Source organism: Ornithinibacillus scapharcae TW25 (genome assembly GCF_000190475.1).
GTDB classification, from domain to species: Bacteria; Bacillota; Bacilli; order Bacillales; family Amphibacillaceae; genus Ornithinibacillus; species Ornithinibacillus scapharcae.
Window position 1 is genome coordinate 17,919 of sequence record NZ_AEWH01000064.1, and the last position, 22,457, is coordinate 40,375.

Sequence of the window (22,457 nt, forward strand, 5' to 3'; positions counted from 1 at the left end):
TTATCTATTTTTTACAATTATTTCCCTCAAGATTGTTTTACTTATCTTCCACTTCGACATCATCTTCCCAAGCTAGCATTCCGCCAACCATGTTCGTCACATCGAAACCTTCGTCGATTAATAATTCACAAGCCATTGTACTTCTTCCACCAGACCGGCATACCATGTAGTAATGCTCATTCTTATCTAATTCGTCTAATCGATTTCCTAGCTCACCCAGTCGAATATGAAGCGCACCTGGTATTTTACCCTTCGCTACCTCATCGTCTTCTCGAACATCAATTATATTCACATCTTCACCATTTTTTACTTTTTCAGCTAACTCTTTTGCCGTAATCTCTTTCATATCCATTACCTCCATCAACTAATTATTACTATTATAAAGGAATAAAGCATGGATTAAAACATCCATGGCTATCTTACTGTTTTAGACAGATCGTGTGAATAAGATTGTCGAAAATCATTCACAGGTGAAAAGCTTTATTGTTTATGATCGTCCAAATGTCGGTGATAATTATACAAGGAAGATATTTAGACTATAACTGGTTATCTTCTATTTTTCCAACTAATGATGCAGCATTTTACTTCTGTAGGGCAAAAAGATTCATGCGAGCAGCATATCAATTACTAGTCCAATTTGGTGTGGATTCAGTGGATATTCATTATGAAATATTCGGACCTTCTGAGGATATTACAAATTAGTAAAGAAGCCTATCTCAACAGCTAATAACCTTAAGAGATAGACTTCTCTTCTCTAGTGTAACAAACTAATTTACTTCATTAATTGCTTTCAGTAACTCTTTCAAACTGCTCTTATTTGTTGTGTTTATCCACTTATCTAGTTTTTCTATCTCACCATTGAAGTACAAATTGAGAACTTCTTTTAATTCAACTTCGTAACTTTCAAATTGATCACTTTCTGATATTGTGGATTTCACTAACTGTAACCAATCTGTTCCACTTCCCGTCCCATAGGAATGAAACGGATATTCTATCGCAATCTCTAACACGCTTTCTGAAAGTCCATTTCTATACATTTCATTTGCAATCCAAAGTCCAACAAAGCGATGACTGCCATCTATGCGCATAGCCTCTCTAAACTGACTATCGGCTTTATCATGTTTTCCTTGTTTCATCAATGCACTTGCATAAATAGATTGTAAATACTCACCAAGTACATTTTCCTCTGCTAAATACCGTTCGAACCATATATTAAATTCATCCCATTGTTGCTGTTCATAATAATACATGATTAACTGAGAAATATTCTCTGAAGATGGTAACTTTTGTGCCAGTTCTTCCATATACGGAACTACCCGTTCATCTGTGCCAGTATATTCCTTATCCTCTACACCAATTAGTCTTATAATCATCCGTAAGCTGTGCAAATCGTTATGGTTACTCGCATAGCTTTCTTTATATTGTTTTAGTGCTTCTTGTATTTGATTATTAAGTAATAATTCATCCGCTTCCGTTAGTTTTCGGTGTTTTAAATAAAAGAAAGGAATATTTTTGGTTACCTCATCATCTAAACGATAGCCGTCACTTCTTGTAATAAGGTTATCATCCTGATCATAGGCAAAAACTTTCCAAAAGAAGCGATTGTCTGGATTAGCATAAGCTAATAGTGAATTCGGATCAACATTATCTTCATTCGTATAAATAATGGAACTTGGTAGGTTATAAATCTCTTCAACTGGTATATTCACTTCGGTACCTTCCACTTTTCTTATTACGTCAGAACCAATCGATCCATTATCAATCTCATAACCAAACCCTATTTTATAATAAGCTGCGCCTTCTACCTTTTCCCATTCAAAATGAACAACATCATCCTCTATTACTTCTTGATTAACAGGAGATTTTACTTCCAACAATTTTTGTAGAGTGATATTGTACGTAATATCTTCACCTGGATTAATCTCTAACCATTCATCCATTTCAACTGGCCAATTCCATCCGCTAATTTGACCGAATTGAAATCCTAGTGTTATTTGATAATTATTCGGTAGTACGCCAGTAAATTCAAAACGTCCTTCTGCATCGGTTATGACTTGATAAACTTCTTCTGGCAAAACACTACTCGAAACCTTACTGTCGTCACGTAGGAATACACCAACATTTCTAACCGGTGTGCCATCACTTCGCATAATCTGACCTGAAACAGTTGAGAGCTTAACTGCATTATTTTTTTTCTTTATAGAAAGTAATGTGCTTTCTAAGGATTTTAACTGGCGATAAAACACTTGATTATTCATATCATCTGGAACATAAGATTCATCATTCTTTTTCCATTTTCTTTGCTCTTGTTCAAATTGTTCCTCATATTTTTTTATTTGCTGTTTTACTTGCACTATAGCATCTTCTACATTACCTTCTTGAAGAATTATTTCAGTTTGGATCTGAGCAATTTGTGCCAGCAAGTCGTATTGTTCTGGGTTTATCATTACGATTAAGTCATCCAGTAATTGTTTTGCTTTATCGTTAAGTCCCTGTCTTTTTACTAATCGTACTCGTTCAATTAAGAGCTCATTTCTTTCATATTCATGGACTGACGATAGTCGCTCGGCAGAATTTACCAGTACTTCTTCCGCTTTTTCATTGTTACCTTCCTGTTCATAATAAACAGACAAAGTTTTAGCTGCTGAAGCTAAATATCCATTTGCAGGACCTTCTTCAACATATTCTTTCATAAAAGGTAGCTTGTCTTCCCATGTAAATTCTATATTACCATCCTCTATATCACTCCAATGCGTGAAAGATGGACTTATATAGATATCAAATCTATCCAATAATTCCGGTTCAATCATATACTTCTGAATTAGTTCCCATTTTTTTGTATCTAAAGATGTGTTTTGAATTTGCTCAATTACCTCTTCTTTCGCCTCTATTTTCCCAGCAATTATCTTCTTTTCGGTAAGATAGATAGAAACATTTGGGAATATTACGAAGCTAAGTAGTGGAATGAGAAATAGGATGCCAACTATTATGAACACTAAATGTTTCACCTTTAGTTTAATTCTCATCATCCTGTAGCACCCTTTCAATGTCATTCTTCCAGTAATAATTATCAGCTACTACGACTAATACACTAACGGCATCATCTTTAAGATTACTTTCATTAGTCGGTTTCATTTCCATATAACCTATCCCCATAATCAATAGTACAAAAAAGGCACTAACAGGGACTAGAGGAATTGTAACTTCCGTATTCCAGAGTTTTTGAAGCTTAGCTTTCCAGCTTAATGGGTACAATCTATTTATTACTGCATCTTTCTTAGAAAATTGAAATTGCTCCAATTCTTTATCGAGTTGGCTTTTTATATCTTTTCTCGTATTCTTCATGAAGCTCCTCTCCCTTCATTAGATTGTTTTTCAAATTCAATCGTGCTCTTTTAAGTCTAGACTTGATTGTACTTTCTTTCTCTTTTATTACCTCAGATATCTCGCTTATCTTCATTTCATTAAAGTAATACAGTGTAATAACCTCTCGATATTTATAATCTAACTCTTGTATAGCTTCACTCAAGCTCTCATTCCGAATAGCTTCCATTAATTCTGTCTCAGCAGATTGTGATGAATCTTCTTCTAGTATCTGATCATTATCAAATGAAAGTAATATATTTTTCCAACTCCACTTTCTCATCCTAGACCGACAACAGTTCATAACAATAGACGTGAGCCAGCTTTTTAACTTCGTTGGGTCTTGTAACTGTGAAATCTTACCGATAGCAATCACAAATGTATCTTGTACCACTTCTTCGGCAGTTTGATAGTCTTTTACCAACAGGTATGCTGTTCGGATCAGATAATTTCCATATATATCTATTAATTCCATGATTGCATCTTCTTGTTTATCTATTAATCTATCTGCTAGTTGCAAGCCGGCTCCCCCTTTCCATATCTTAGATGCAATCTAAACAAAATAAGTTGCATTTTTATTCCATTTTCAGATGAAATCAGATGGTATCCTCATAAAAAAATAAGATTAGTGGATAAAGTGTTCCATTGATACTGTATCCACTAATCTTATTATAAATTTTAGTGTAAATGCCGCAAAAAGTTTTTCGTTCTATGCTAAGCCCTTCATACTGGGAGTTTGTCTTCCATATCTGGCTAGAGTAAATTAGTCAATATAACTCATTTTTACCCGTTTGTACTATTAAAGAGTTTCCAGTAAATTTTCTCTTTCTTTCCCAAGCTCAATAATTTTATTTTGCAAATTCGATTGTTCTGCTTTAAGCTTCGTTAAAATATCCCATACTTGTGAAAGTTGTTCTTCTACCTGATTCATCGAATTATTTATTCGTCCCTGAACCATCCAGTCTACAATAATTCCATCGAAGAAAAAGTCAGCAAACTTAAGCAGCCCAGACATGTCCATATCAACTTGTATCATTTCATTGATATCTAATAGTTCCTTTTGGAAGCTTCTCATCCGCTGTTGTGCAATATGAATATAATTCGATGCATCATCCATCTTACTATGCTTGATTGCACTAGATAGCATTCCACCACCAAACATATCCAACGTACCCCAATTGGAAGCCGAGTTTAATGACTCTTTAGCATTCTCTAATGCTCTTTTTGCACCGTCTCCTGCTGTAATTGCTTCCTCAATTTCTTTTAAATATGCTTTCGCTTCTCCCTCTTGTTCACTTAACTCATACATTCTATTCGCATACGGAGAATCACTATTCTTTATCCACTGTTCCTTTGTAGCTAATAAATCTTTATAAGCTTGTTCACTTCCACTTAACTTTTCAAGTTGATAAGTTAAATCCTTTATAGAAGATGTGATCTCTTTCCTAGTTTTCTCCGCTTCTTCTAGTTGTAATTGTACAGCTAACACTTCTTGCTTTTCTTTATCAAGCTTCTCGTATTTAGTACCAGTGATTGTAGAAAAGAAATTGGTAATACTAAAGCCCTCTAGCTTTTTGACATCCCCCTTTTCATCCTCAAGCTGAGAACGTAATTGGTGTATCGTATTTTCCATCCCTAAAAGCTCTGCTTCAAAATCCTCAAGCTGTAAGTTTATCTTATATTTTCTATGTAAATCAGCTTTCATCTTCACAATTTGGTCGTTAATTTCTTGAAACATCAAATCTAAATCCCCCTCAGTTCTCTTTATCTTACATACGTTTTCATCAGTAAAAGGTTTCAAAACACGTTAGTTTGGTTCATCTTTATCGTGATGAAATATTTCTAAAACACTTCGTAACGGAGAGACAGGAATCTGTCCTGGCGCAGATTCCCGTCCCCCTGAAGCAAATGTTGCTGCAGATCCAAAAACTTCCCCAACCAAGCGGCTTACTAAACCTTCCTCACCCATCGATATTGTAACAAAGGGTCGATCGGCATATTTCGTTCTCATTGTGTTTGTTGCATCCAAAAGCGCGATCACATCCTGTGTATCTTTAGGCATAACAGCGAGTTTCGGTATATCTGCTCCAAGCTCCTGCATTTTCTGCAAGCGACTTATCATTTCATCTTTAGTTGGTGTTGCTTGGAAATCATGATTAGAGATAACAGTAAAAACACCTTTTTGTGTTGCCAAAGCGACTAGTTGATTAACGATAATATCTCCTGAAAACAACTCAATATCTACTAGATCAATTAACTTAGTTTGAATTGCCCTTGTAAGTAATGCTTGATAGTAATCCCCTGATATTTCTATTTGACCACCTTCACGGTAACTTCGAAACGTAAAAAGTAGTGGAACATTTGCAAGCTTCTCTCTTATCCTCATTAGTAATAACTCAACAGTATGGATATCCCTTACATCCTCAAAAAAATCAACACGCCACTCCATTATATCTGGTTTTAATGGAAGTACACTTTCTATTCCTTCGATTATCTCTTGCTTTGTCCTTCCAACAATCGGTACAATAATCTTTGGTATACCTTCACCAATTTGTACATCTCGAACTTTCACTATTCTCATTTATCTACTTACCCCTTTAACCTTTTTCATTATCTTTATACTAACACTCAGATGTTCAGATTGTCCCAAGGAAATTATCCTTCTTTCGTTCTTTCCTTCAGTAATTGAACTTCTTCCTTAACCCGTTCTAAATCAATTCGTTCAAATAGAACATTTACTTTTTCTAATGGCACATTGCTAATTTCTATCTCTTCCCATTTTAATGATTCTATTCCTAGCATTGTTTGAACAGCGTCACTAGAGAAAGGTAGGAATGGGTGTAGCAACTGTGATAGATTTGCAAGGATATAGACGCAATTAGCTATCGTTTCCGCACAATCCGTTACATTATCTTTAATTTGAATCCAAGGCTTTCGGTCATCAAAATATTTATTAGACTCACGAACAAAAGAGAAGACTTCTTCCAAAGCTTTTTTGAATTGCGCATTCGTGATTAACCTTCCAACTTCATCATACAACCTAATTACCTTTTCTTTTAATTTCTTATTAATAACTGCACTTGGTGTAATTCCGTCGAATGACTTTTCAACAAACTTTAAAGTCCGATTTACAAAATTCCCGTACGCTCCAAGTAGTTCACTATTATGGCTATAAACGAATTCACGCCAGGAAAAGTCTGAATCTCTTTTTTCAGGAGCATTAGCTAATAAAAAATAGCGTATAGAGTCTGGATGATAATGATCTAGTATCTCCGGAACCCAAATTGCCCAGTTTCTGCTGGTGGAAAGCTTCTTTTGCTCGATCGTTAAAAATTCATTGGAAACGATGTGTGTTGGAAGTGGATCCTTTTTCACACTCCTTAATATGGCTGGCCAAATAATAGAGTGAAATGGAACATTATCTTTTCCATGCACATAATAGGCAATCGTATTTGCATTCCAAAACTGCGATTCATCCTCAGCATGTTCCAATGCCCACTTTTTACTAGCAGCGTAATAACCCGTGACCGCTTCTATCCAAACATATATTTTCTTATCTTCGTAACCTTTTACAGGAACGGGAACACCATTTGGTAAATCCCTAGTAACGGCGCGGTCAACTAACCCTTCCCGTAAATACCGTTCTGAAAGATGGATAGCATTTTCTCTCCATCTTCCTTGTTCTTTCGCAAGAGAAACATACTCCTCCAAATTTTTTTGTAAAGAACTTAATTTAAAATAATAATGCTCGGTCGTCTTAATAACTGGTTCATCGCCACAAGTTTTACAAGTCTTTGAGATGAGTTCAATTGGATTTAATAACTATGAACAATAATCACATTGGTCTCCCCTAGCTTGTGATCTGCAATGTGGACATATTCCTTCCACAAACCGATCTGGCGGAAACTGTTTACAGGTGTTACAGTAGCATTGCTCCTCTTCTTTAAGATAGAGGTTCCCCGTTTTTAATAACTCTAAAAAAACTTCCTGAACTACTTCATGATGTAATGTTGTGTCAGTTCTCGTATAGCAGTCATAAGTAAAACCTAGCCTTTTAAAGCATTGTTCAAACTCCTGATGGTATTTATCAGCTATATCTTTTGGAGTAACTCCTTCTTGCTTAGCCTTGATTGCAATTGGAGTCCCATTACAATCACTTCCTGAAACGTAAAGTACCTTTTCCCCCTTTAAACGAAAATATCTTGCCAATACATCACCAGGTAATAGACTAGATAAATGTCCTATGTGCAATGAACCATTTGCGTATGGCCAAGCACCACCAATGAAAATACTCAACTCAAACTCCTCCTTTATTATTGAAATAAAAAATCCCTCGCCCCTAGACTAAAAAGTCTAAGGACGAGGGATTAACTCGTGATACCACCTTAATTCACTAATAACTCACATTATTAGCCTCAATAAGTACGGAGTGATCATTCACTCTTATACTCTGACGTTGGTAACGAATGTCAAATCTCGGCAAAGCCTAATCTATATGATGTCGACTTTGCAGCTCCAAGGCCATTTTCAATCAATGCTCTTCTGCTTCTTTTCAGCTACCGAAGCTCTCTGGGAGAATCACAATTGATTTACTTTCCTTTTCATCGCTATTTAAAAGTATTTTTACTATTATGCCATATAATCTTTCTAATGCAAAGTCGATTTTATTCCTCCCTGGGAGTTTTTCTCAGTTACTTTCAACATTTTACGTCTTAATTTATCATCATAGTAACAATCATTCCTATAGGGTTACTTATTTTTTATCGCAATTATATTGTTTTTTGTAATTTTACTGATTTGATTGTATTATATCGTTAATTTTAATTGATACGGGAGCGGATTATATCATTCAAATCAATGTAAGATATTCAAAAAATAAATATCTTAAAGAATTTGAACCTATTTTAATTTTGTAATCGTCTAATAGCTGAATTTAATTAAGGGGGGGATGAAAATGGATAAATCGGAAAAAGATTACATGCTAGACAAAGTAATGATTAAATATGGTAATGAACTAGTACGATTAGCTTTTTCTTATGTGAAAGATGTCGAGATCGCTAAGGATTTAGTCCAAAATTCGTTTATTAAATGCTACAAGAACATCGATTCGTTTCGTTATGATTCACAGATAAAAACATGGCTCTACCGTATAACAATTAACGAATGCAAAGATTATTTGAGAAGCTGGAATTTTAAAATGGTTCTAGTAAAGGATTTTATAAATTATACAAATCGGTCAGTTTTACCTTCTACGGAAAAGACTGTTATTGATAGATATAAAAATAATGAAATAAAGGATACCATCTTCTCTCTTCCAAAAGTGTATCGGGAAGTGGTTTACCTATACTACTATGATTCTTTGAAAACAGAAGAAATTGCTGATGTTCTTGATATTCCAGTTAATACAGTAAAAACCCGATTAAGAAGAGCAAAACAAAGATTAAGACCAATGTTAAAGGAGGCTATATTTAATGAGGGATGAATCTTTAAACCATTCACCTGAACCGGAATTAACATTTACGAAAGAAGACCGTGATAAAGTGTTTGAACAAATTAAGAGAACGGAGAATGCTAAATTGCAAAAGAAACCGTTTATTTCTTTTTCTAAACGTATAGCCTATTTTACTGCTACTTTAGTAGCGGTTGGATTAAGTATACTGTTATTTATACCATCTATCCTTTCAGAGAATATAAATTACCAAGAAAATAGCGTAACTAATCCGAATGGAGCAGTCGCTCAAAAAGACGAAAATTTCACCACGTTATTAGCAATGAAAGATGATAATCAAAGAATACCTCTAAACCTATTACTATCATATAGTAAAGATAAAAACATGATAAAAGTTCTCTCGATCCCTCGTGATACGTATGTTTCGATATCAGGTAATAATGGAATTAATGATAAATTAACACACGCTTATGCCTACAGTACAGAAGGCGCCGAAAGCGTAAAAACAACTGTCTCAAATTTTTTTGATATACCAATTGATTATTATGCTGTTATAGATTTAGAAAACTTTTCTACGATAATTGATTCCGTAAATGGTGTAGATTACGACTTGCAAGAGGATATTCAAGTAAGAGCTATATCTCAGGCGACTTTTAACTTTGAAAAAGGAACCAATAATTTAAACGGAGAAGAGGTTGTGGCATTAATGATGGATGCTACATACGGAGGAAGAAGTATGGATGAAGATGACCTAGTTTCTCTCTTCGATGCGGTAATGGATCGTGTAATAAAAGAAATGCCAAAAACACACTTAACTAAACTTACATCTAATGTTGAAGGAAATATACCAATGGAGCAATTATTTGAGGTTCAAATAGAACTACCTTCCATACATTTCGTTTCAATGATTGATGGAATGAAGTCTGTAATGATTGATGAGGCTTATTTTGTAAAATTTGAAGAGGACTTTTTAAACTCTGTAGCAAAAGAGTTAACGACATTTGACTAACATAGCTTCTATCTTTCTAGGGAAGAATATGCCTAAGGAGGGATATTTATTATGGAAAAAATTAAGAAGATGGAACATAACAAAAAGAACATCAAAAGCTATAGTGACCAAGAAAAGGATCAAGTGATAACCAATTTAGCACATGTGTTGAAGAGTAGTAAATATAATGATAAGGATAATGAGGATATGTAGTATTCCTGTATTAGTCTGTAATTAATCACAAAGTAAAACTTGTACAAATGCCCCCCCTAAATTTGGATTTTCTACTTACTTTAGGGGGGGAATGGCACAATATCTATTTTTTAGTAATCTATTCTGCCTGATTGTTGTATTTCACAGAGCTTTTATAATAAAAAATAAAACTGATAGTGATGGTTATAAGTGCAGTTCCACCAACAATATACAATCCATCCCCACTCCGATATCCCAAAACTGAATTTGATTTAACTAAGGAAAAACGCTATAACTTTGTTCTTTTACTTAACCATCGTTCTCTTGTCAATTTCATATTAATCGAATCAATCCATTCCCCATCGTATTCTAAGTCTCGCTCATCAATACTTTCCATTTCGAAACCCATCTTTTCATATACATGTCTAGCTCTTGGATTGAATGCATAAACACCTAACGTGATGAAACTTAAGCTTGTGTTTTGAAAAGCATAATCAAGAACTAATCTTGTTGCTTCCGATCCAAGCCCCCTGTTCCTTCCCTTTGGTCCAATCCAAATTCTAAAATTCATGCTGTTGCTTTCTTCATCATACAGGTTTAATACTACTTCCCCTACTAGAATACCAAGTGAATTATCTACAATCGCTAGGTCCAGTCGATTCGACTGTTCATTTCTCGTTTCATACCAATTAAGTGTGTATTCCCGATCATATTCTGTCGTACTTCCAGTCAGCTTTATCACCTCAGGATCTTGTAGACATTCTTCTATGTATGGAAAATCACCATCTTGAAACGGACGAAGGACTACCTTCTCACCAGCTAGTATAGGTTTATGTGTAAAATTAATCATCGAATAACCTCCTAGAATCGTTACCCCTTAATAACTGATCAGCTAATCTAATATTTTCTTTCAGATAGGATGGAGTTTCCTCGTGACTTAAAATCTCCGCTGTCGATAACCAAAAAACGTCCTCTACCTCATCCACACTCTTTGGATAGGGAATGCCCGATTCATGTTGACATAGAAATACGATATCAATGACATGCTCATTAGATTCTGTTATGAAAGAAGAACTGTTCACATATCGTAAGTCTGTAACGCTTACGCCTACCTCTTCCAAAATTTCTCTATGTAACGTCCTTTCCAAAACATCAGAAGAAACTCCCTCTTTTTCACACTTCCCGCCTACTAAAGATAAAGAACCACCTGCATGCTCTTCTTTTTCACTTCTCCGGATTAAGAGCCATTTACCATCTTTGTGTATCGCTCCTTCTACATTGACTATGAACATAGTTACCCCCGCCTCTCCATATTTACACCGAACTAGTATATTAGGATATGAATTATACTCTATTTTAACATAGGATTTTGAATAATTTAGTTAGTCAATAAAAAACAGTAATCCCAGCAAGGGATTACTGCACAAAGTATATGCTGATTTGTTAATCAAGCACTTAACTGTTCTTGAAGATCTTCCTTTAAATATTTTCTTGCACGATGGATTCGTGTTTTGACTAGTGAAAGTTTTACATCTAAACGATTTGCTATTTCTCTTTCTTTCATTTCATGCTTCACCTTAAGTGTCATAACCTCGTGATAGATACCATTCAAGTTATGAATTTTTTTATTTACTTCCTCTAATAGCCATGCAAGTTCAACTTCTGCTTCAACACTCTGCACATTTCCACTTTCTAAATTCACTAACATCTCCTGCTCAGTAGAAAGTGCTTTGTCTTTCTGTTGACTTCTTAAGAGATCAATTGCTGTTCTTCTAGTTATGACCGTTAACCACGCATAGAGTTTCTGTTCATCTTGTATCGTATCAAAATGATTCATTACTTTGATAAACGTTTCTTGAACAACATCCTCTGCCAAATAGCGATCTTTCGTTACCGAATAGCCGATATGAAGTAATCGATGATAATACATGGTATACAATTCTGTTATATCTAGCGAAACCATGCTCCGTCCCTTCCTTTCCCAGATTCCCCTAACCTTCTAACTGTATCGTGACAGTTACTTTAAACAGATCACCATCTGTTTCGATTTCAAGTCTTCCGTTATGAAGCTCGACAATAGATTGCGCTATCGCTAATCCAAGCCCACTTCCCTCTGTATGGCGGGATGTGTCCCCACGCTTAAACCGTTCAAATAATTCATCCGAATTATCTTTCAACTCATATTTCGAGATATTTTTAAACGTAATGGATGCCAAATCCTGCGTGGCATTTAGATTGATGTAAACTCGAGAGTTTTCTAGTGAATACTTTAGGATATTTGCAATCAGATTATCAAAGACACGCCATAGCTTTTGTCCGTCCACAAATGCGTTTATCGGTGGATCATCATGTGATATCCTGAATTCCAAGCTAGATCCCTTTATCATGTCATCATATTCTCCTAATGCCTGATGAAGTAATTGTACAAGATCTACTTTATCTTTTTTCAGTTCCATATTTCCACTCGCCATTTTCGATACCTCAAACAAATCGTCGATGAGTACCTTTAGTCGTTTGGATTTTCGGTCAATGATTTCTAAATAGGCTTTATTCTCTTCATCAATGTCCTGCTGCTTCAATAATTCTGTGTACGTAATTATAGAAGTAAGTGGTGTACGTAAATCATGACTCACATTCGTTATGAGCTCTGTCTTCAAACGCTCACTTTTTGCTTGTTCTGATTGCGATGTTTTTACCCCTTGCTTTAAAAGATTGATATTCGCTGCTAGTCTTACTAACACAGTATTTCCAGAAAGATTAAGATCCTTGTTCATCTTACCCGCAGCAATATCATCTGTATAGGCAACAATACGATTAAATTCACCAATCTTATTTAGAATTGTAACCGCAATCGGAATTCCAATTACACCTAGAACGATAACATATAAGAATAATAGGAAAGGATGCATGAATAACGTTATTGCTCCCATTCCCAGAATAAATACTAATCCGAATATCAATAGTATTTGGGTACCAGTTGTTTGATCTAAGAAAGCGTTTTTTAACCTTTCTAGAAATTTCTTTGCTACTTTATACGTTAGGCTCTCATGCCATTCATCCATAAAGTTCTTCCAATCCTTTACAGACTTTATCAGTAAGACTGCTTGAATCAATGCAATCGTTAAAAAGAAAGAGATAAGAAGCATCGACAGAATGAATGCAATAATAGTTTCGAAGTGCATAAAGGAACTATAACCAGGACCAAATGCCACATATGTTAATAATGGTGCAATCGCTGAAGCTCCTAATAGCAACACCCGTAAGTCAAGTGGGATCTTTTTATAATGTACTTGCCAGTTATCTATTGCTTGTCGAGACTTTTTAGCTCTATTGAAAATAATTAGTGATAAGATGAGTCCAATAATGGTAGCCGCTACAACAGTCCAATATACTATTTGCTCTTTCTTGTAATTTTCATAGAGATGCATGAAGCTACTAGAAGAAGACAAGTTTTTCGGTATACCAATGCGTCCTTCATAATTATCCATAGGGCCCATCATTTGGAGGATATCCTCCATACCGGCAAATTCGTATTGTATGGTTACTCCCTCCGTAATTGGTAAATCACGAACAAATAACATCTTTTCTTCCTTTAATTGATTGATAGAACCACCTTTATCTAGGTTGGTAATTACCTTACCGGTTGTTTTATCTTTAAAATAATACTGGAAGTTATCTTTTAATTGCTCGTATTCTGGACGATAAGCTTCAATTTCCTTGTAATAGTTTTCAAGAAGTTTTTCTTTCTCCTTCACTATTTTCGCTTCAACATGCTCATCACTTTCAAAGTTTTTCCTGATATCCTCAATCTTTTCATCACGTTCTTTTTCATGTGTAGCTGCTAATGCCCCGTTATCATTCTCGTTAGCATATTGTATTAATGGCTCATACTGCTCTTTAATACTCTGCACTTGAAATTCTAAATCACCAAATCTGTATCGATGCTCTTCTATTTCATCTGGAGTTACTGTGATTTTTTTCTTTGATTCTTCTAGCGTCAACTCATTTACTTCAAACAATTTGAGATAGTGTATAAAGCGATCTACTTCATATTTAAACTCTGAAGTGTGGAAATAATTCTTTTGTGCATAATGTTTGCTAAGACCATAGTCTAATAGTAACGAAGCGCCAAATAGTCCCGATATAAATAGTGTCGTACAAATAAACATAATAGCTAAACTACTTTTCCATTTTGTACCCAATTCCCCACACCACCTTTAAGTATCTAGGATTTTTTGAATCAATTTCTATTTTTTCGCGAATTTTTCGAATATGTACCGCTACCGTATTTTCCGCATTATAATTCGGTTCTTTCCAAACTCTTTCATATATCTCATCAATGGAGAAAACTCTCCCTGCATTTGTCATTAATAGTTCTACTATTTTATATTCAATAGGAGTTAACTTCACAATTTCACCATGGGCCGTTACTAGTTTAGAGGCTGGATCTAGTGTAAGACCATTCAGGTCGATAACTTTGTTAACCCCTTCAAATGTTCCTAATGTCACATACCTTCTTAATTGTGACTTTACTCGAGCTACAAGCTCCATCGGATTAAACGGCTTTGTTATGTAGTCATCAGCACCAACTTGGAGACCAAGAATTTTATCCGTGTCCTCACTTTTAGCACTTAACATAATGATTGGTATGTTTTTCTGTTCCCGGATTTTATATGTTGCTGCAATACCGTCTAGTCTTGGCATCATGATATCTAAAATAATGAGATGGACCTCGTGTTCATGCAAAATCTCTAATGCTTCAATTCCATCCTTAGCTTTTAATACCGTCACTCCTTCATTTTTTAAATATATCTCAATTGCATCTCGAATCTCTTTTTCATCATCTACAACGAGTACATAGCGTTCCACTTCTGCTCCCCCTCTTTCTGATTGAAGCTTTTACTTGTGTCTATCATAACCATCAATTCTTAACTTTTATGGAATGAATTTCTTAAGATTTTCTTAATATTTATGAAGCTATTATCCTATTATAATAACATTAGTAGAAATAACCATTGTAGCTTTAGAGAAACTTGTATTGTAAATGGAAAGGGTTGCTATATACTCTATAGAAAAAAGGAGCTTGTGCATATACCAAGCTCCTCATCCATTTATTTTTAATTATTAATAAGTAATCAATAATTAGGTTTTCACTCTTCTTCTTTCTCTATTTTTCGTGGCAATCTTCCTGCCTTTTTTACATTCTCCCGTAGCAGAAACTCAATATGACTATTGACACTGCGAAACTCGTCATTGGCCCATTTTTCAAGTGCTTCATAAAGCTGTGGATCGATTCGTAATGGGAAGTTCTTTTTCTTTGCCATCTAATCCCTTCTTTATTGATATAGTGACCCTGTATTCACAACAGGCTGTGCGCCATGATCCGATACAATAGAGACTAGGAGATTGTTAATCATGGCAACTTTTCTTTCGTCATCCAAATCCACGATGCCTTCTTTCTCGATACGTTCAATTGCATCTTGTACCATACCTACTGCACCATCCACAATTTGTTTTCGAGCAGAAATAATCGCACTTGCTTGTTGTCTTTGTAACATTGCTTGGGCAATTTCTGTAGAGTAAGCTAAGTGTGTTAGTCTTGCTTCAATCACTTCTACCCCTGCTACTCTTAATCTATCTTGGAGTTCTGTCGTTAATTCCGCGGATACTTCTTCGGCATTTCCTCTTAATGTTAATTCATCTTCCTCAAAATTATCATATGGGTATTTTGTTGCGACTGCACGAATTGCTGTCTCACTTTGAATCTCAACGAACTGCTCATATCGGTCTACATCGAAAACTGCTTTAGCTGCATCAATCACTCTAAACACAATAACAGCTGCAATTTCAATTGGATTACCATTAACATCGTTTACCTTTAATCGATTACTATTAAAATTTCGAACTCGTAGGGAAATTGTTTTTCGAACGGTAAACGGAATGGTTAAGACAATACCTTCACGACGGATTGTTCCCATATATCTTCCTAGGAAAATAACAACTACAGACTGATTGGGTTGGATTAGCGTTATGCCAGAACCCAGTACAATAACCAATACAATCAACATCCCACCAAGAATAAATTGATCCTCCATCATACTAAACGCCGCACCAGCGATTAGTAAAGCAATGACTAAAATCCCTAAATAACCATTCATAGCCCAGGCATTTTTTTCTTTGTAACCACTCATGAATATCCCACCTTCAATATTAATATTATCTTTATATCAATATGATATCATGTTTATGAATTTTCTTACAACTATTATGACAAAATATTTTTGGGGGAGTATAATCTTGTTGTCTGTATGTGAGGAATGGAGTAACCCGCGTGAGGTGAAAAGAATCTGGCGCGACTGTGTACTAAACTCGCGCAGGGATTGATTTAACTCACGAGACTCTAGTTGCATCTAACGAGACTCCTAGCTTAACTAGCGCAGGATTATTTTCTCGCGCGTATTTTCCGAGACTTCGCGCGACTTTCGTGAGTCTCCGCGTGATTCTCATGAAATCTCGCGCAAACTTATGGTATTTCCGCGCGACTTTGTCTCAAACTGGCACAGGGCTGGTCTAATTAATGGAAAATATAAAGAGCATCAGCTAAAAAAGATAGCCGATGCTCTAAGTACCACTATTCTAGTTTTCATATTCCTTCTCAAGTACTCTATTGCTCCTTACCGTATCAATTGGACGAACTAAGCTCTCAATTTCTTCGCGTTTTGACTCAAAGAACGGTGGTAATGAGAGTTTTTCTCCCAAGGTTTCATAGGGTTCATCCTCCATAAATCCTGGCCCATCTGTTGCTAGTTCAAATAATACTCCAGGTGCAATATTTGCATATAATGAACCAAAGTAAAAACGTTCTACATAGCCTGAATTAGGGAGACGGAATGACTCATATCGTTTCATCCACTCCTCTAGTTCCTTACGATCCTCGACACGAAAAGCAGCATGGTGAACCGTCCCATAACCTTGTCTTGCCCGAGGAAGAATCGTGTTATATTCCACTATTACTTGTGCACCATTTCCCCCTTCACCCATTTCAAATAGATGGAAGGAGCCTTCTTTTGCAACTTCGTTAAATAAGTAAACCTGTTCCAAAACGGCTTTAAAGTAATCGAAATTAGACACTCGCACAAATACTGGTCCTAGTCCTGTAATAGCAAACTCTAAAGGAATTGGTCCCTTTTGCCAAGGTGTTCCTGAAGCAACACCTTCATTATTTTCATCCGAAATCAGTTGATAGTTTTGCTCATCAAAATCAACGAACGACAGTGTTTTCTTTCCAAATTGTTCTTTTATTCCTTTATGTTTTACTTGTAATCGGTCAAATCGCTTCACCCAATATTCTAGTGCAGCATCATTCGGTACTCGGAAGGATGTTTTCGAAATTTCATCAGTGCCATGTACTCCTTTTGGTATTCCTGGAAAATCAAAGAACGTCATATCTGTTCCGGGACTACCAACGTCATCTGTAAAATATAGATGGTAGGTTTGGATATCATCTTGGTTCACGGTCTTTTTTACTAATCTTAATCCAAGGACATATGTGTAAAACTCATAGATTTTTTCGGCACTACTTGTAATAGCTGTAATGTGATGCACACCTTTTAATTGATTCATGTTTTTTCCTCCATATTATAAAAGTGACTTTCCGCTCCAATGCGCTAAGCTTCCAATCATCTTTAGATTATTTTGGTCGTTCGATAGAAAATGTTTCTCCTATCTTGGCATAACTACTACCAGCAAGTCTACTTACAGCAGCAAGTTTTTCCTGGTTGATTCTACCTGAATCATATAATTCTTCCGCAATATGAAACCGTACAATCTTTCCAATCAGTAAATCGACACCGACATCACTGTCACCTAATTCCAATGCTTGTTCTAATCTACACTCAAACCGGACCTTGGCTTCTTCAATCCCAGGAACAGTGACTTCATCACTTGGCATTAGTGTTAACTTTGCATGCTCGATTTCACTCTCATTAGGTGGAAGTGATGCTGCCGTCTGATTAATCTTATTTACATTCGATTCATCAACGATGTGAACGACAAATTCTTTATGTCTTACGATGTTTCTTGCGGTATCTTTCATTTCTCCGCTTCTCCGCTGAATAGATAACGAAATCATCGGTGGATTTGACGATATTATATTGAAATAACTAAATGGTGCACCGTTCACTATTCCTTCATCCGTTATGGATGTAACAAACGCAATGGGGCGAGGTATTATCGTACCAATTAGTAATTTATAGTTTTCTCTTTCCGCATTATTCTTCGGATCAAATGATAACAATACATTCCCTCCTAGTCTAGTTCTCTAACTTTTATAGGAATTAAATGACTATTGAGCTTTTCACGATAGTCTTCATATTGTTCCGGTAGCTTTAGCTCTTGCCCCATTGTTTCATACGATTCATCATGGGCAAACCCTGGCGGATCGGTTGCAATCTCAAATAATATTTCTCCATGCTCTCTAAAATAGATCGCATTAAAGTAGTTTCGATCTCGTACAGCCGTTACACCATATCCTTCATCTGCTACAAAACGTTGCCAATCTAATTGGTCCTCATCGTCCTTTGCACGCCATGCGATATGGTGGACCGTTCCAACACCCATCTGACCTCGTTCCATTGCTACCATCTTCATATCGACTATGTTTCCGATATCACCATAAGCTTGAAAACGTACTAAGTCTCCTTCTTCTCCAATTTTCTCTAAGCCCATTACGTTTTGCAGTATCTCGGCAGTTTGTTCAGGATGTACGGAGTAAAGAACCGCCCCGCCAAATCCTTTTATCGCTACCTCAGGCGTTACATCTCCATATGTCCACTGATTTCTCTCACCTTCTGCCCTCTCAACAAGCTCTAATTGGAGGCCGTGAAAGTCTTCAAATTGTAAATACGTTTCACCAAAACGTTCAGTTTTCTCAACTTTTACGTTGAATTTTTCTAAACGTCCTTCCCAATACGACATTGTACCTGTTGGAATGGCATAGGTTGTTACACCAACCTGCCCTCCACCGATTTTCCCTTTATAGGCATTTGCCCATGGGAAAAAGGTGATGATGCTTCCTGGTCTACCGCCATCATTACCAAAATACAGATGGTAGGTGCCTGGGTCATCAAAGTTTATTGTTTTTTTTACTAATCGCAACCCTAAGATCCCTGCATAGAAATCAACATTTTCCTGCGGATGGCCGACGATTGCTGTAATGTGATGGATTCCTGCCGTTTTCTTCACTTTAATCTCCCCTTATGGATGAGTCACTTTAATAATTTATTGACCTTACTTTTCTCTATTAAAGACCCATTAATACCCTATATCTCTAATTCGAGACAATTCAACTTAAAAAAATATAGTACTCACTTCCTATATAATTACCTTTACTCGAAAATAATCTTAATTAAGTTATTCTTAATTAAATATAATTGTATAAAATAATTTTCGCTTTGTCAACTAGAGCCCTCGAAAGGTTATTATTTTACAAATGTTAATCAGAAGAATTGGATGTTAGAAAATACTGGTAAAAATGTTGTAATTTTACTAATATAAAGAAAAGTATATTTGATTTGTAGTATCTTTCGAAGAGATTATTTTTAGAATTAACGAAATTACTTTTATTGGTTAGGAGAATAGTAGTTGAGAAAATACCTTTTTATATTTGTACTCATACTTTTCATCACTGGCTGTGAAAATTCAAATCCTAAAATATCAGAAGATGATGCAAAATTAACTGCATTGGAAGAGCACTCTAAGGACATAAAAATCATCTCAATTAGTCACGAAGATGGTCAGTATATTGTTAAATGGGAAATAGACCCTCATTTTGAGTTTGGCGCCTATTATATTGATGATCAGAGCGGAGAGATAGTCGAAGGGGAAGAGTCACGTTGTTAACATTTAGATTGAAAAGAAAGAGATGAATAATCATGCCTAAATCACTTGCTGTACTAGACAAAATTCTTGGATGGAAAACTAAATTATTATTAAGAGGAAGTTAAACATATGAAACACAAGCTATTTCCAATAGTAGTAAGTTTTTTTGTATTTGGCTCTGCTGTTATAAGTAGTATAGATTCCATTAGTTTCAAATTTAAGTTGATTTTTTATATGTGTGCTTTGACTATACTGATTATCACAGGTTTAGTAAGTTTATATAGGTTTGTTGAACGGACTAAACACTAAAAATCATATTCCAGCAAAGATGGTAGCTAGGATATTTTTCTAGTTAATCAAAAGAAATAGTACCAATAATATAAGAGGATAGTTTTGTGCTATCCTCTTATAAATTTCCAAAAATGCACTTCTAACAAAATACAAAACTATTTCTTAATAGATTTGGCGATTAAACTAACAATAGCGGAGAGTACTGTGTACACTACAACCCAAATAAAGAAAGATTCATTGAATACCGTGAAAGTTAATATGATGAATACAACAAAGGTAAGAAGTGGCATGACAAACCATTTCTTAAACAAAAATATTCCCACAATAGATGATAAAACAACAATAGTGGGAAGAGTAATAAATACTAAGCCAAAAGGATCTTTCATATTTTCAATCACCAACTTTGTTAAATTATAACAATTTATACAAATTATGCCTATACATTTTTTGCAATTTGGTATTAGGTCCCTACATCCATAACAGTCCGATATACTATTTTTATTACTTGACCAAAATAAAAAGAAGCTTGATTTAACAAGCTTCTTTCTTGGCACATAGGAAAGTATAAAAATCTTTCTCGCTTCATAAGAGAAACTAGTACATTCGTAAATGGACTAGCAAATGCGGTTTTTTCTTATGAAAAATTATAGATTTTAAAATAATTTACTAGTTTACTAGTTCATTGTACCATCAATGGGAGCACTACCCCTTGAAGGAATTCTCTCTACACCTATTTAAACGTCATTGTAGATTGTACTGCTTTTTGCCAACCTTCATATAGATTATCCCTTAACGCTTCTTCCATTTGGGGCTCAAATACTGCTTCATCATTACGATACTTCGCTATTTCTTCTTTATTTTTCCAATATCCAACAGCTAGTCCTGCTAAATAAGCTGCACCTAACGCCGTGGTCTCTTTTATTCTTGGTCGTTCAACCGGTACATTTAGAATATCGCTTTGGAATTGCATTAAGAAGTTATTCGCTACACTACCACCATCTACTCGTAATGACTTTAGGGAAATACCTGAATCCTTTGTCATGGAAACAAGCACATCCTTTGTTTGATACGCTAGAGCCTCTAATGTTGCACGGATAATATGCTCTTTCGTTGTACCTCTGGTTAAACCGAACATCGCCCCACGTGCATCACTATCCCAATACGGTGTACCTAGTCCAACAAATGCTGGTACAACATAGACCCCTTCTGTAGAGTCTACGTTTGTAGCGTATTTTTCACTATCAGCAGCATTCTGGAACATACGTAGGCCATCTCGTAACCACTGAATCGCTGAACCCGCGACAAAAATGCTACCCTCTAAGGCATATTCCACTTTTCCATCCATACCCCAGGCAATGGTCGTCAGTAGTCCATGCTCTGACTGGACAGCTCGCTCACCAGTATTCATTAACATGAAGCAGCCTGTGCCATACGTATTTTTGACCATCCCTTCTTGGAAACATGCTTGTCCAAATAAAGCTGCTTGTTGGTCACCTGCGACACCAGCTATTGGGATATTTTGACCAAATAAATGATAACTATCGGTCTTTCCATATACCTCTGAGGAAGAGCGAACCTTGGGAAGCATACTAGCTGGTATCGTTAGGATATCTAGTAATTCTTCATCCCATTGTAAATCATGAATATTAAACATCATGGTTCGTGATGCATTGGAATAATCAGTAACATGGACTTTCCCACCAGTGAATTTCCAGATTAACCAAGTATCAATAGTGCCGAAAAGCAATTCACCTTTTTCCGCTTTTTCTCTAGCACCATCCACATGATCTAATATCCATTTCACTTTTGTACCAGAGAAGTAAGGATCTACTAATAGACCAGTTTTTTCTCTGATGAGCGCTTCATGACCATTGTCTTTCAACGCTTGGCAGATTTCTTCTGTTTGGCGAGATTGCCATACAATTGCTTGGTGTACAGGCATTCCAGTTTCCTTATCCCACACAACAGTTGTTTCCCGTTGATTCGTAATCCCAATTCCAGCTATTTGTTCTGGCTTTATGTTGGATTCAACTAAGACGGTCGCGATTACGGATAAAACAGACCCCCATATTTCATTCGCATCATGCTCCACCCAACCTTGCTTCGGAAAATATTGCGTAAATTCTTTTTGTGCTACATTTACAATCTCACCTTTTTTATCAAAAATAATAGCACGGGAACTTGTAGTACCTTGATCAATTGATAAAATATATGTTTCCATTCTGTTTCCCCTCATATCCAAACTAAAAACTCTCTCTAAAATATCCAATTCCAAATTTCTATGTTACATCTCTT

General features: G+C 35.7%; 23 protein-coding genes, 1 pseudogene and 1 other annotated feature. Of the genes and pseudogenes, 5 read left to right on the top strand and 19 right to left on the bottom strand.

Annotation, left to right across the window (positions count from 1 at the left end; translation table 11 throughout):
* Positions 1 to 37: 37 nt before the first annotated feature.
* Positions 38 to 346, bottom strand: coding sequence for a rhodanese-like domain-containing protein (locus tag G5W_RS0118050; RefSeq protein ID WP_010098841.1), 309 nt, complete (start codon positions 344 to 346; stop codon positions 38 to 40).
* A 137-nt stretch (positions 347 to 483) separates the two neighbouring features.
* Between G5W_RS0118050 and G5W_RS0118055 the strand changes: the two genes are divergently transcribed.
* Positions 484 to 702, top strand: coding sequence for a bifunctional nitric oxide dioxygenase/dihydropteridine reductase 2 (locus G5W_RS0118055; RefSeq protein WP_010098842.1), 219 nt, complete (start codon positions 484 to 486; stop codon positions 700 to 702).
* A gap of 65 nt (positions 703 to 767) precedes the next feature.
* Here the strand turns inward: G5W_RS0118055 and G5W_RS0118060 are convergent, their stop codons facing one another.
* The 6 genes and pseudogenes from G5W_RS0118060 to metG all read right to left on the bottom strand — a co-directional run bounded on the left by G5W_RS0118060 (position 768) and on the right by metG (position 7,659).
* Complete coding sequence (locus G5W_RS0118060) at positions 768 to 3,029, bottom strand: carboxypeptidase-like regulatory domain-containing protein (RefSeq protein ID WP_010098844.1); 2,262 nt, start codon at positions 3,027 to 3,029, stop codon at positions 768 to 770.
* Entirely contained in the window at positions 3,016 to 3,345 is a 330-nt protein-coding gene (locus tag G5W_RS0118065; protein ID WP_010098846.1) for a hypothetical protein, read from the bottom strand. The genes G5W_RS0118060 and G5W_RS0118065 overlap by 14 nt, the downstream gene beginning before the upstream one ends.
* A complete protein-coding gene (locus G5W_RS0118070; protein WP_010098847.1) occupies positions 3,305 to 3,883 on the bottom strand; it encodes an RNA polymerase sigma factor in 579 nt (192 codons plus the stop codon). Before G5W_RS0118070 ends, G5W_RS0118065 begins: the two co-directional genes overlap by 41 nt.
* A gap of 279 nt (positions 3,884 to 4,162) precedes the next feature.
* Positions 4,163 to 5,104: a hypothetical protein gene (locus G5W_RS0118075; RefSeq protein WP_138919095.1), complete on the bottom strand. Its 942-nt coding sequence runs from the start codon at positions 5,102 to 5,104 to the stop codon at positions 4,163 to 4,165.
* Between the two features lie 66 nt (positions 5,105 to 5,170).
* Positions 5,171 to 5,944, bottom strand: a complete 774-nt coding sequence (gene aroD, locus G5W_RS0118080; RefSeq protein WP_010098850.1) for a type I 3-dehydroquinate dehydratase — start codon at positions 5,942 to 5,944, stop codon at positions 5,171 to 5,173.
* Between the two features lie 74 nt (positions 5,945 to 6,018).
* Positions 6,019 to 7,659, bottom strand: a pseudogene (metG, locus tag G5W_RS22535) (methionine--tRNA ligase).
* Between the two features lie 56 nt (positions 7,660 to 7,715).
* Positions 7,716 to 7,977 (bottom strand) — a binding site (T-box leader).
* A gap of 340 nt (positions 7,978 to 8,317) precedes the next feature.
* Between metG and G5W_RS0118090 the strand changes: the two are divergent.
* Genes G5W_RS0118090 through G5W_RS23865 form a run of 3 tightly spaced genes read left to right on the top strand, consistent with a single transcriptional unit; the run spans position 8,318 to position 10,013 of the window.
* Entirely contained in the window at positions 8,318 to 8,845 is a 528-nt protein-coding gene (locus tag G5W_RS0118090) for a sigma-70 family RNA polymerase sigma factor (RefSeq protein WP_010098852.1), read from the top strand.
* A complete protein-coding gene (locus G5W_RS0118095) occupies positions 8,835 to 9,821 on the top strand; it encodes an LCP family protein (RefSeq protein WP_010098853.1) in 987 nt (328 codons plus the stop codon). Before G5W_RS0118090 ends, G5W_RS0118095 begins: the two co-directional genes overlap by 11 nt.
* A gap of 51 nt (positions 9,822 to 9,872) precedes the next feature.
* Entirely contained in the window at positions 9,873 to 10,013 is a 141-nt protein-coding gene (locus G5W_RS23865; RefSeq protein WP_010098854.1) for a hypothetical protein, read from the top strand.
* Positions 10,014 to 10,281: 268 nt separating this feature from the next.
* Here the strand turns inward: G5W_RS23865 and G5W_RS0118105 are convergent, their stop codons facing one another.
* The 10 genes from G5W_RS0118105 to G5W_RS0118150 form a co-directional block, all read right to left on the bottom strand.
* The gene (locus G5W_RS0118105) at positions 10,282 to 10,842 is read right to left on the bottom strand and encodes a GNAT family N-acetyltransferase (protein WP_010098855.1); all 561 of its coding nucleotides are present in this window, start codon (positions 10,840 to 10,842) and stop codon (positions 10,282 to 10,284) included.
* Positions 10,835 to 11,284 (bottom strand): NUDIX hydrolase, encoded by a 450-nt coding sequence (locus G5W_RS0118110; protein ID WP_010098858.1) that lies wholly within the window; start codon positions 11,282 to 11,284, stop codon positions 10,835 to 10,837. The genes G5W_RS0118105 and G5W_RS0118110 overlap by 8 nt, the downstream gene beginning before the upstream one ends.
* A 155-nt stretch (positions 11,285 to 11,439) precedes the next feature.
* Positions 11,440 to 11,955 carry an RNA polymerase sigma factor gene (locus G5W_RS0118115; protein WP_010098859.1) on the bottom strand — a complete coding sequence of 172 codons (516 nt, stop codon included), beginning with the start codon at positions 11,953 to 11,955 and terminating at the stop codon, positions 11,440 to 11,442.
* Between the two features lie 28 nt (positions 11,956 to 11,983).
* Complete coding sequence (locus G5W_RS0118120) at positions 11,984 to 14,194, bottom strand: sensor histidine kinase (RefSeq protein ID WP_010098860.1); 2,211 nt, start codon at positions 14,192 to 14,194, stop codon at positions 11,984 to 11,986.
* A complete protein-coding gene (locus G5W_RS0118125) occupies positions 14,172 to 14,861 on the bottom strand; it encodes a response regulator transcription factor (RefSeq protein WP_010098862.1) in 690 nt (229 codons plus the stop codon). The genes G5W_RS0118120 and G5W_RS0118125 overlap by 23 nt, the downstream gene beginning before the upstream one ends.
* 281 nt (positions 14,862 to 15,142) lie before the next feature.
* Positions 15,143 to 15,316 (bottom strand): type II toxin-antitoxin system antitoxin, encoded by a 174-nt coding sequence (locus tag G5W_RS23455; RefSeq protein ID WP_010098864.1) that lies wholly within the window; start codon positions 15,314 to 15,316, stop codon positions 15,143 to 15,145.
* 12 nt (positions 15,317 to 15,328) lie between these two features.
* On the bottom strand, positions 15,329 to 16,183 hold the full coding sequence (locus G5W_RS0118135) for an SPFH domain-containing protein (RefSeq protein WP_010098866.1): 855 nt from the start codon (positions 16,181 to 16,183) through the stop codon (positions 15,329 to 15,331).
* 445 nt (positions 16,184 to 16,628) lie between these two features.
* Positions 16,629 to 17,615, bottom strand: coding sequence for a ring-cleaving dioxygenase (locus G5W_RS0118140; protein WP_010098868.1), 987 nt, complete (start codon positions 17,613 to 17,615; stop codon positions 16,629 to 16,631).
* 67 nt (positions 17,616 to 17,682) lie between these two features.
* A complete protein-coding gene (locus G5W_RS0118145) occupies positions 17,683 to 18,288 on the bottom strand; it encodes a flavin reductase family protein (RefSeq protein WP_010098870.1) in 606 nt (201 codons plus the stop codon).
* An 11-nt stretch (positions 18,289 to 18,299) separates the two neighbouring features.
* Positions 18,300 to 19,235, bottom strand: coding sequence for a ring-cleaving dioxygenase (locus G5W_RS0118150; protein ID WP_010098872.1), 936 nt, complete (start codon positions 19,233 to 19,235; stop codon positions 18,300 to 18,302).
* 399 nt (positions 19,236 to 19,634) lie between these two features.
* Between G5W_RS0118150 and G5W_RS0118155 the strand changes: the two genes are divergently transcribed.
* Positions 19,635 to 19,892 carry a hypothetical protein gene (locus tag G5W_RS0118155; protein ID WP_010098874.1) on the top strand — a complete coding sequence of 86 codons (258 nt, stop codon included), beginning with the start codon at positions 19,635 to 19,637 and terminating at the stop codon, positions 19,890 to 19,892.
* A 425-nt stretch (positions 19,893 to 20,317) separates the two neighbouring features.
* On the opposite strand, the gene G5W_RS0118165 is transcribed toward G5W_RS0118155, so the two are convergent.
* Positions 20,318 to 20,548, bottom strand: coding sequence for a DUF2651 family protein (locus tag G5W_RS0118165; RefSeq protein WP_010098878.1), 231 nt, complete (start codon positions 20,546 to 20,548; stop codon positions 20,318 to 20,320).
* 344 nt (positions 20,549 to 20,892) lie between these two features.
* The gene (glpK, locus tag G5W_RS0118170) at positions 20,893 to 22,383 is read right to left on the bottom strand and encodes a glycerol kinase GlpK (RefSeq protein WP_010098880.1); all 1,491 of its coding nucleotides are present in this window, start codon (positions 22,381 to 22,383) and stop codon (positions 20,893 to 20,895) included.
* Positions 22,384 to 22,457 lie beyond the last annotated feature (74 nt).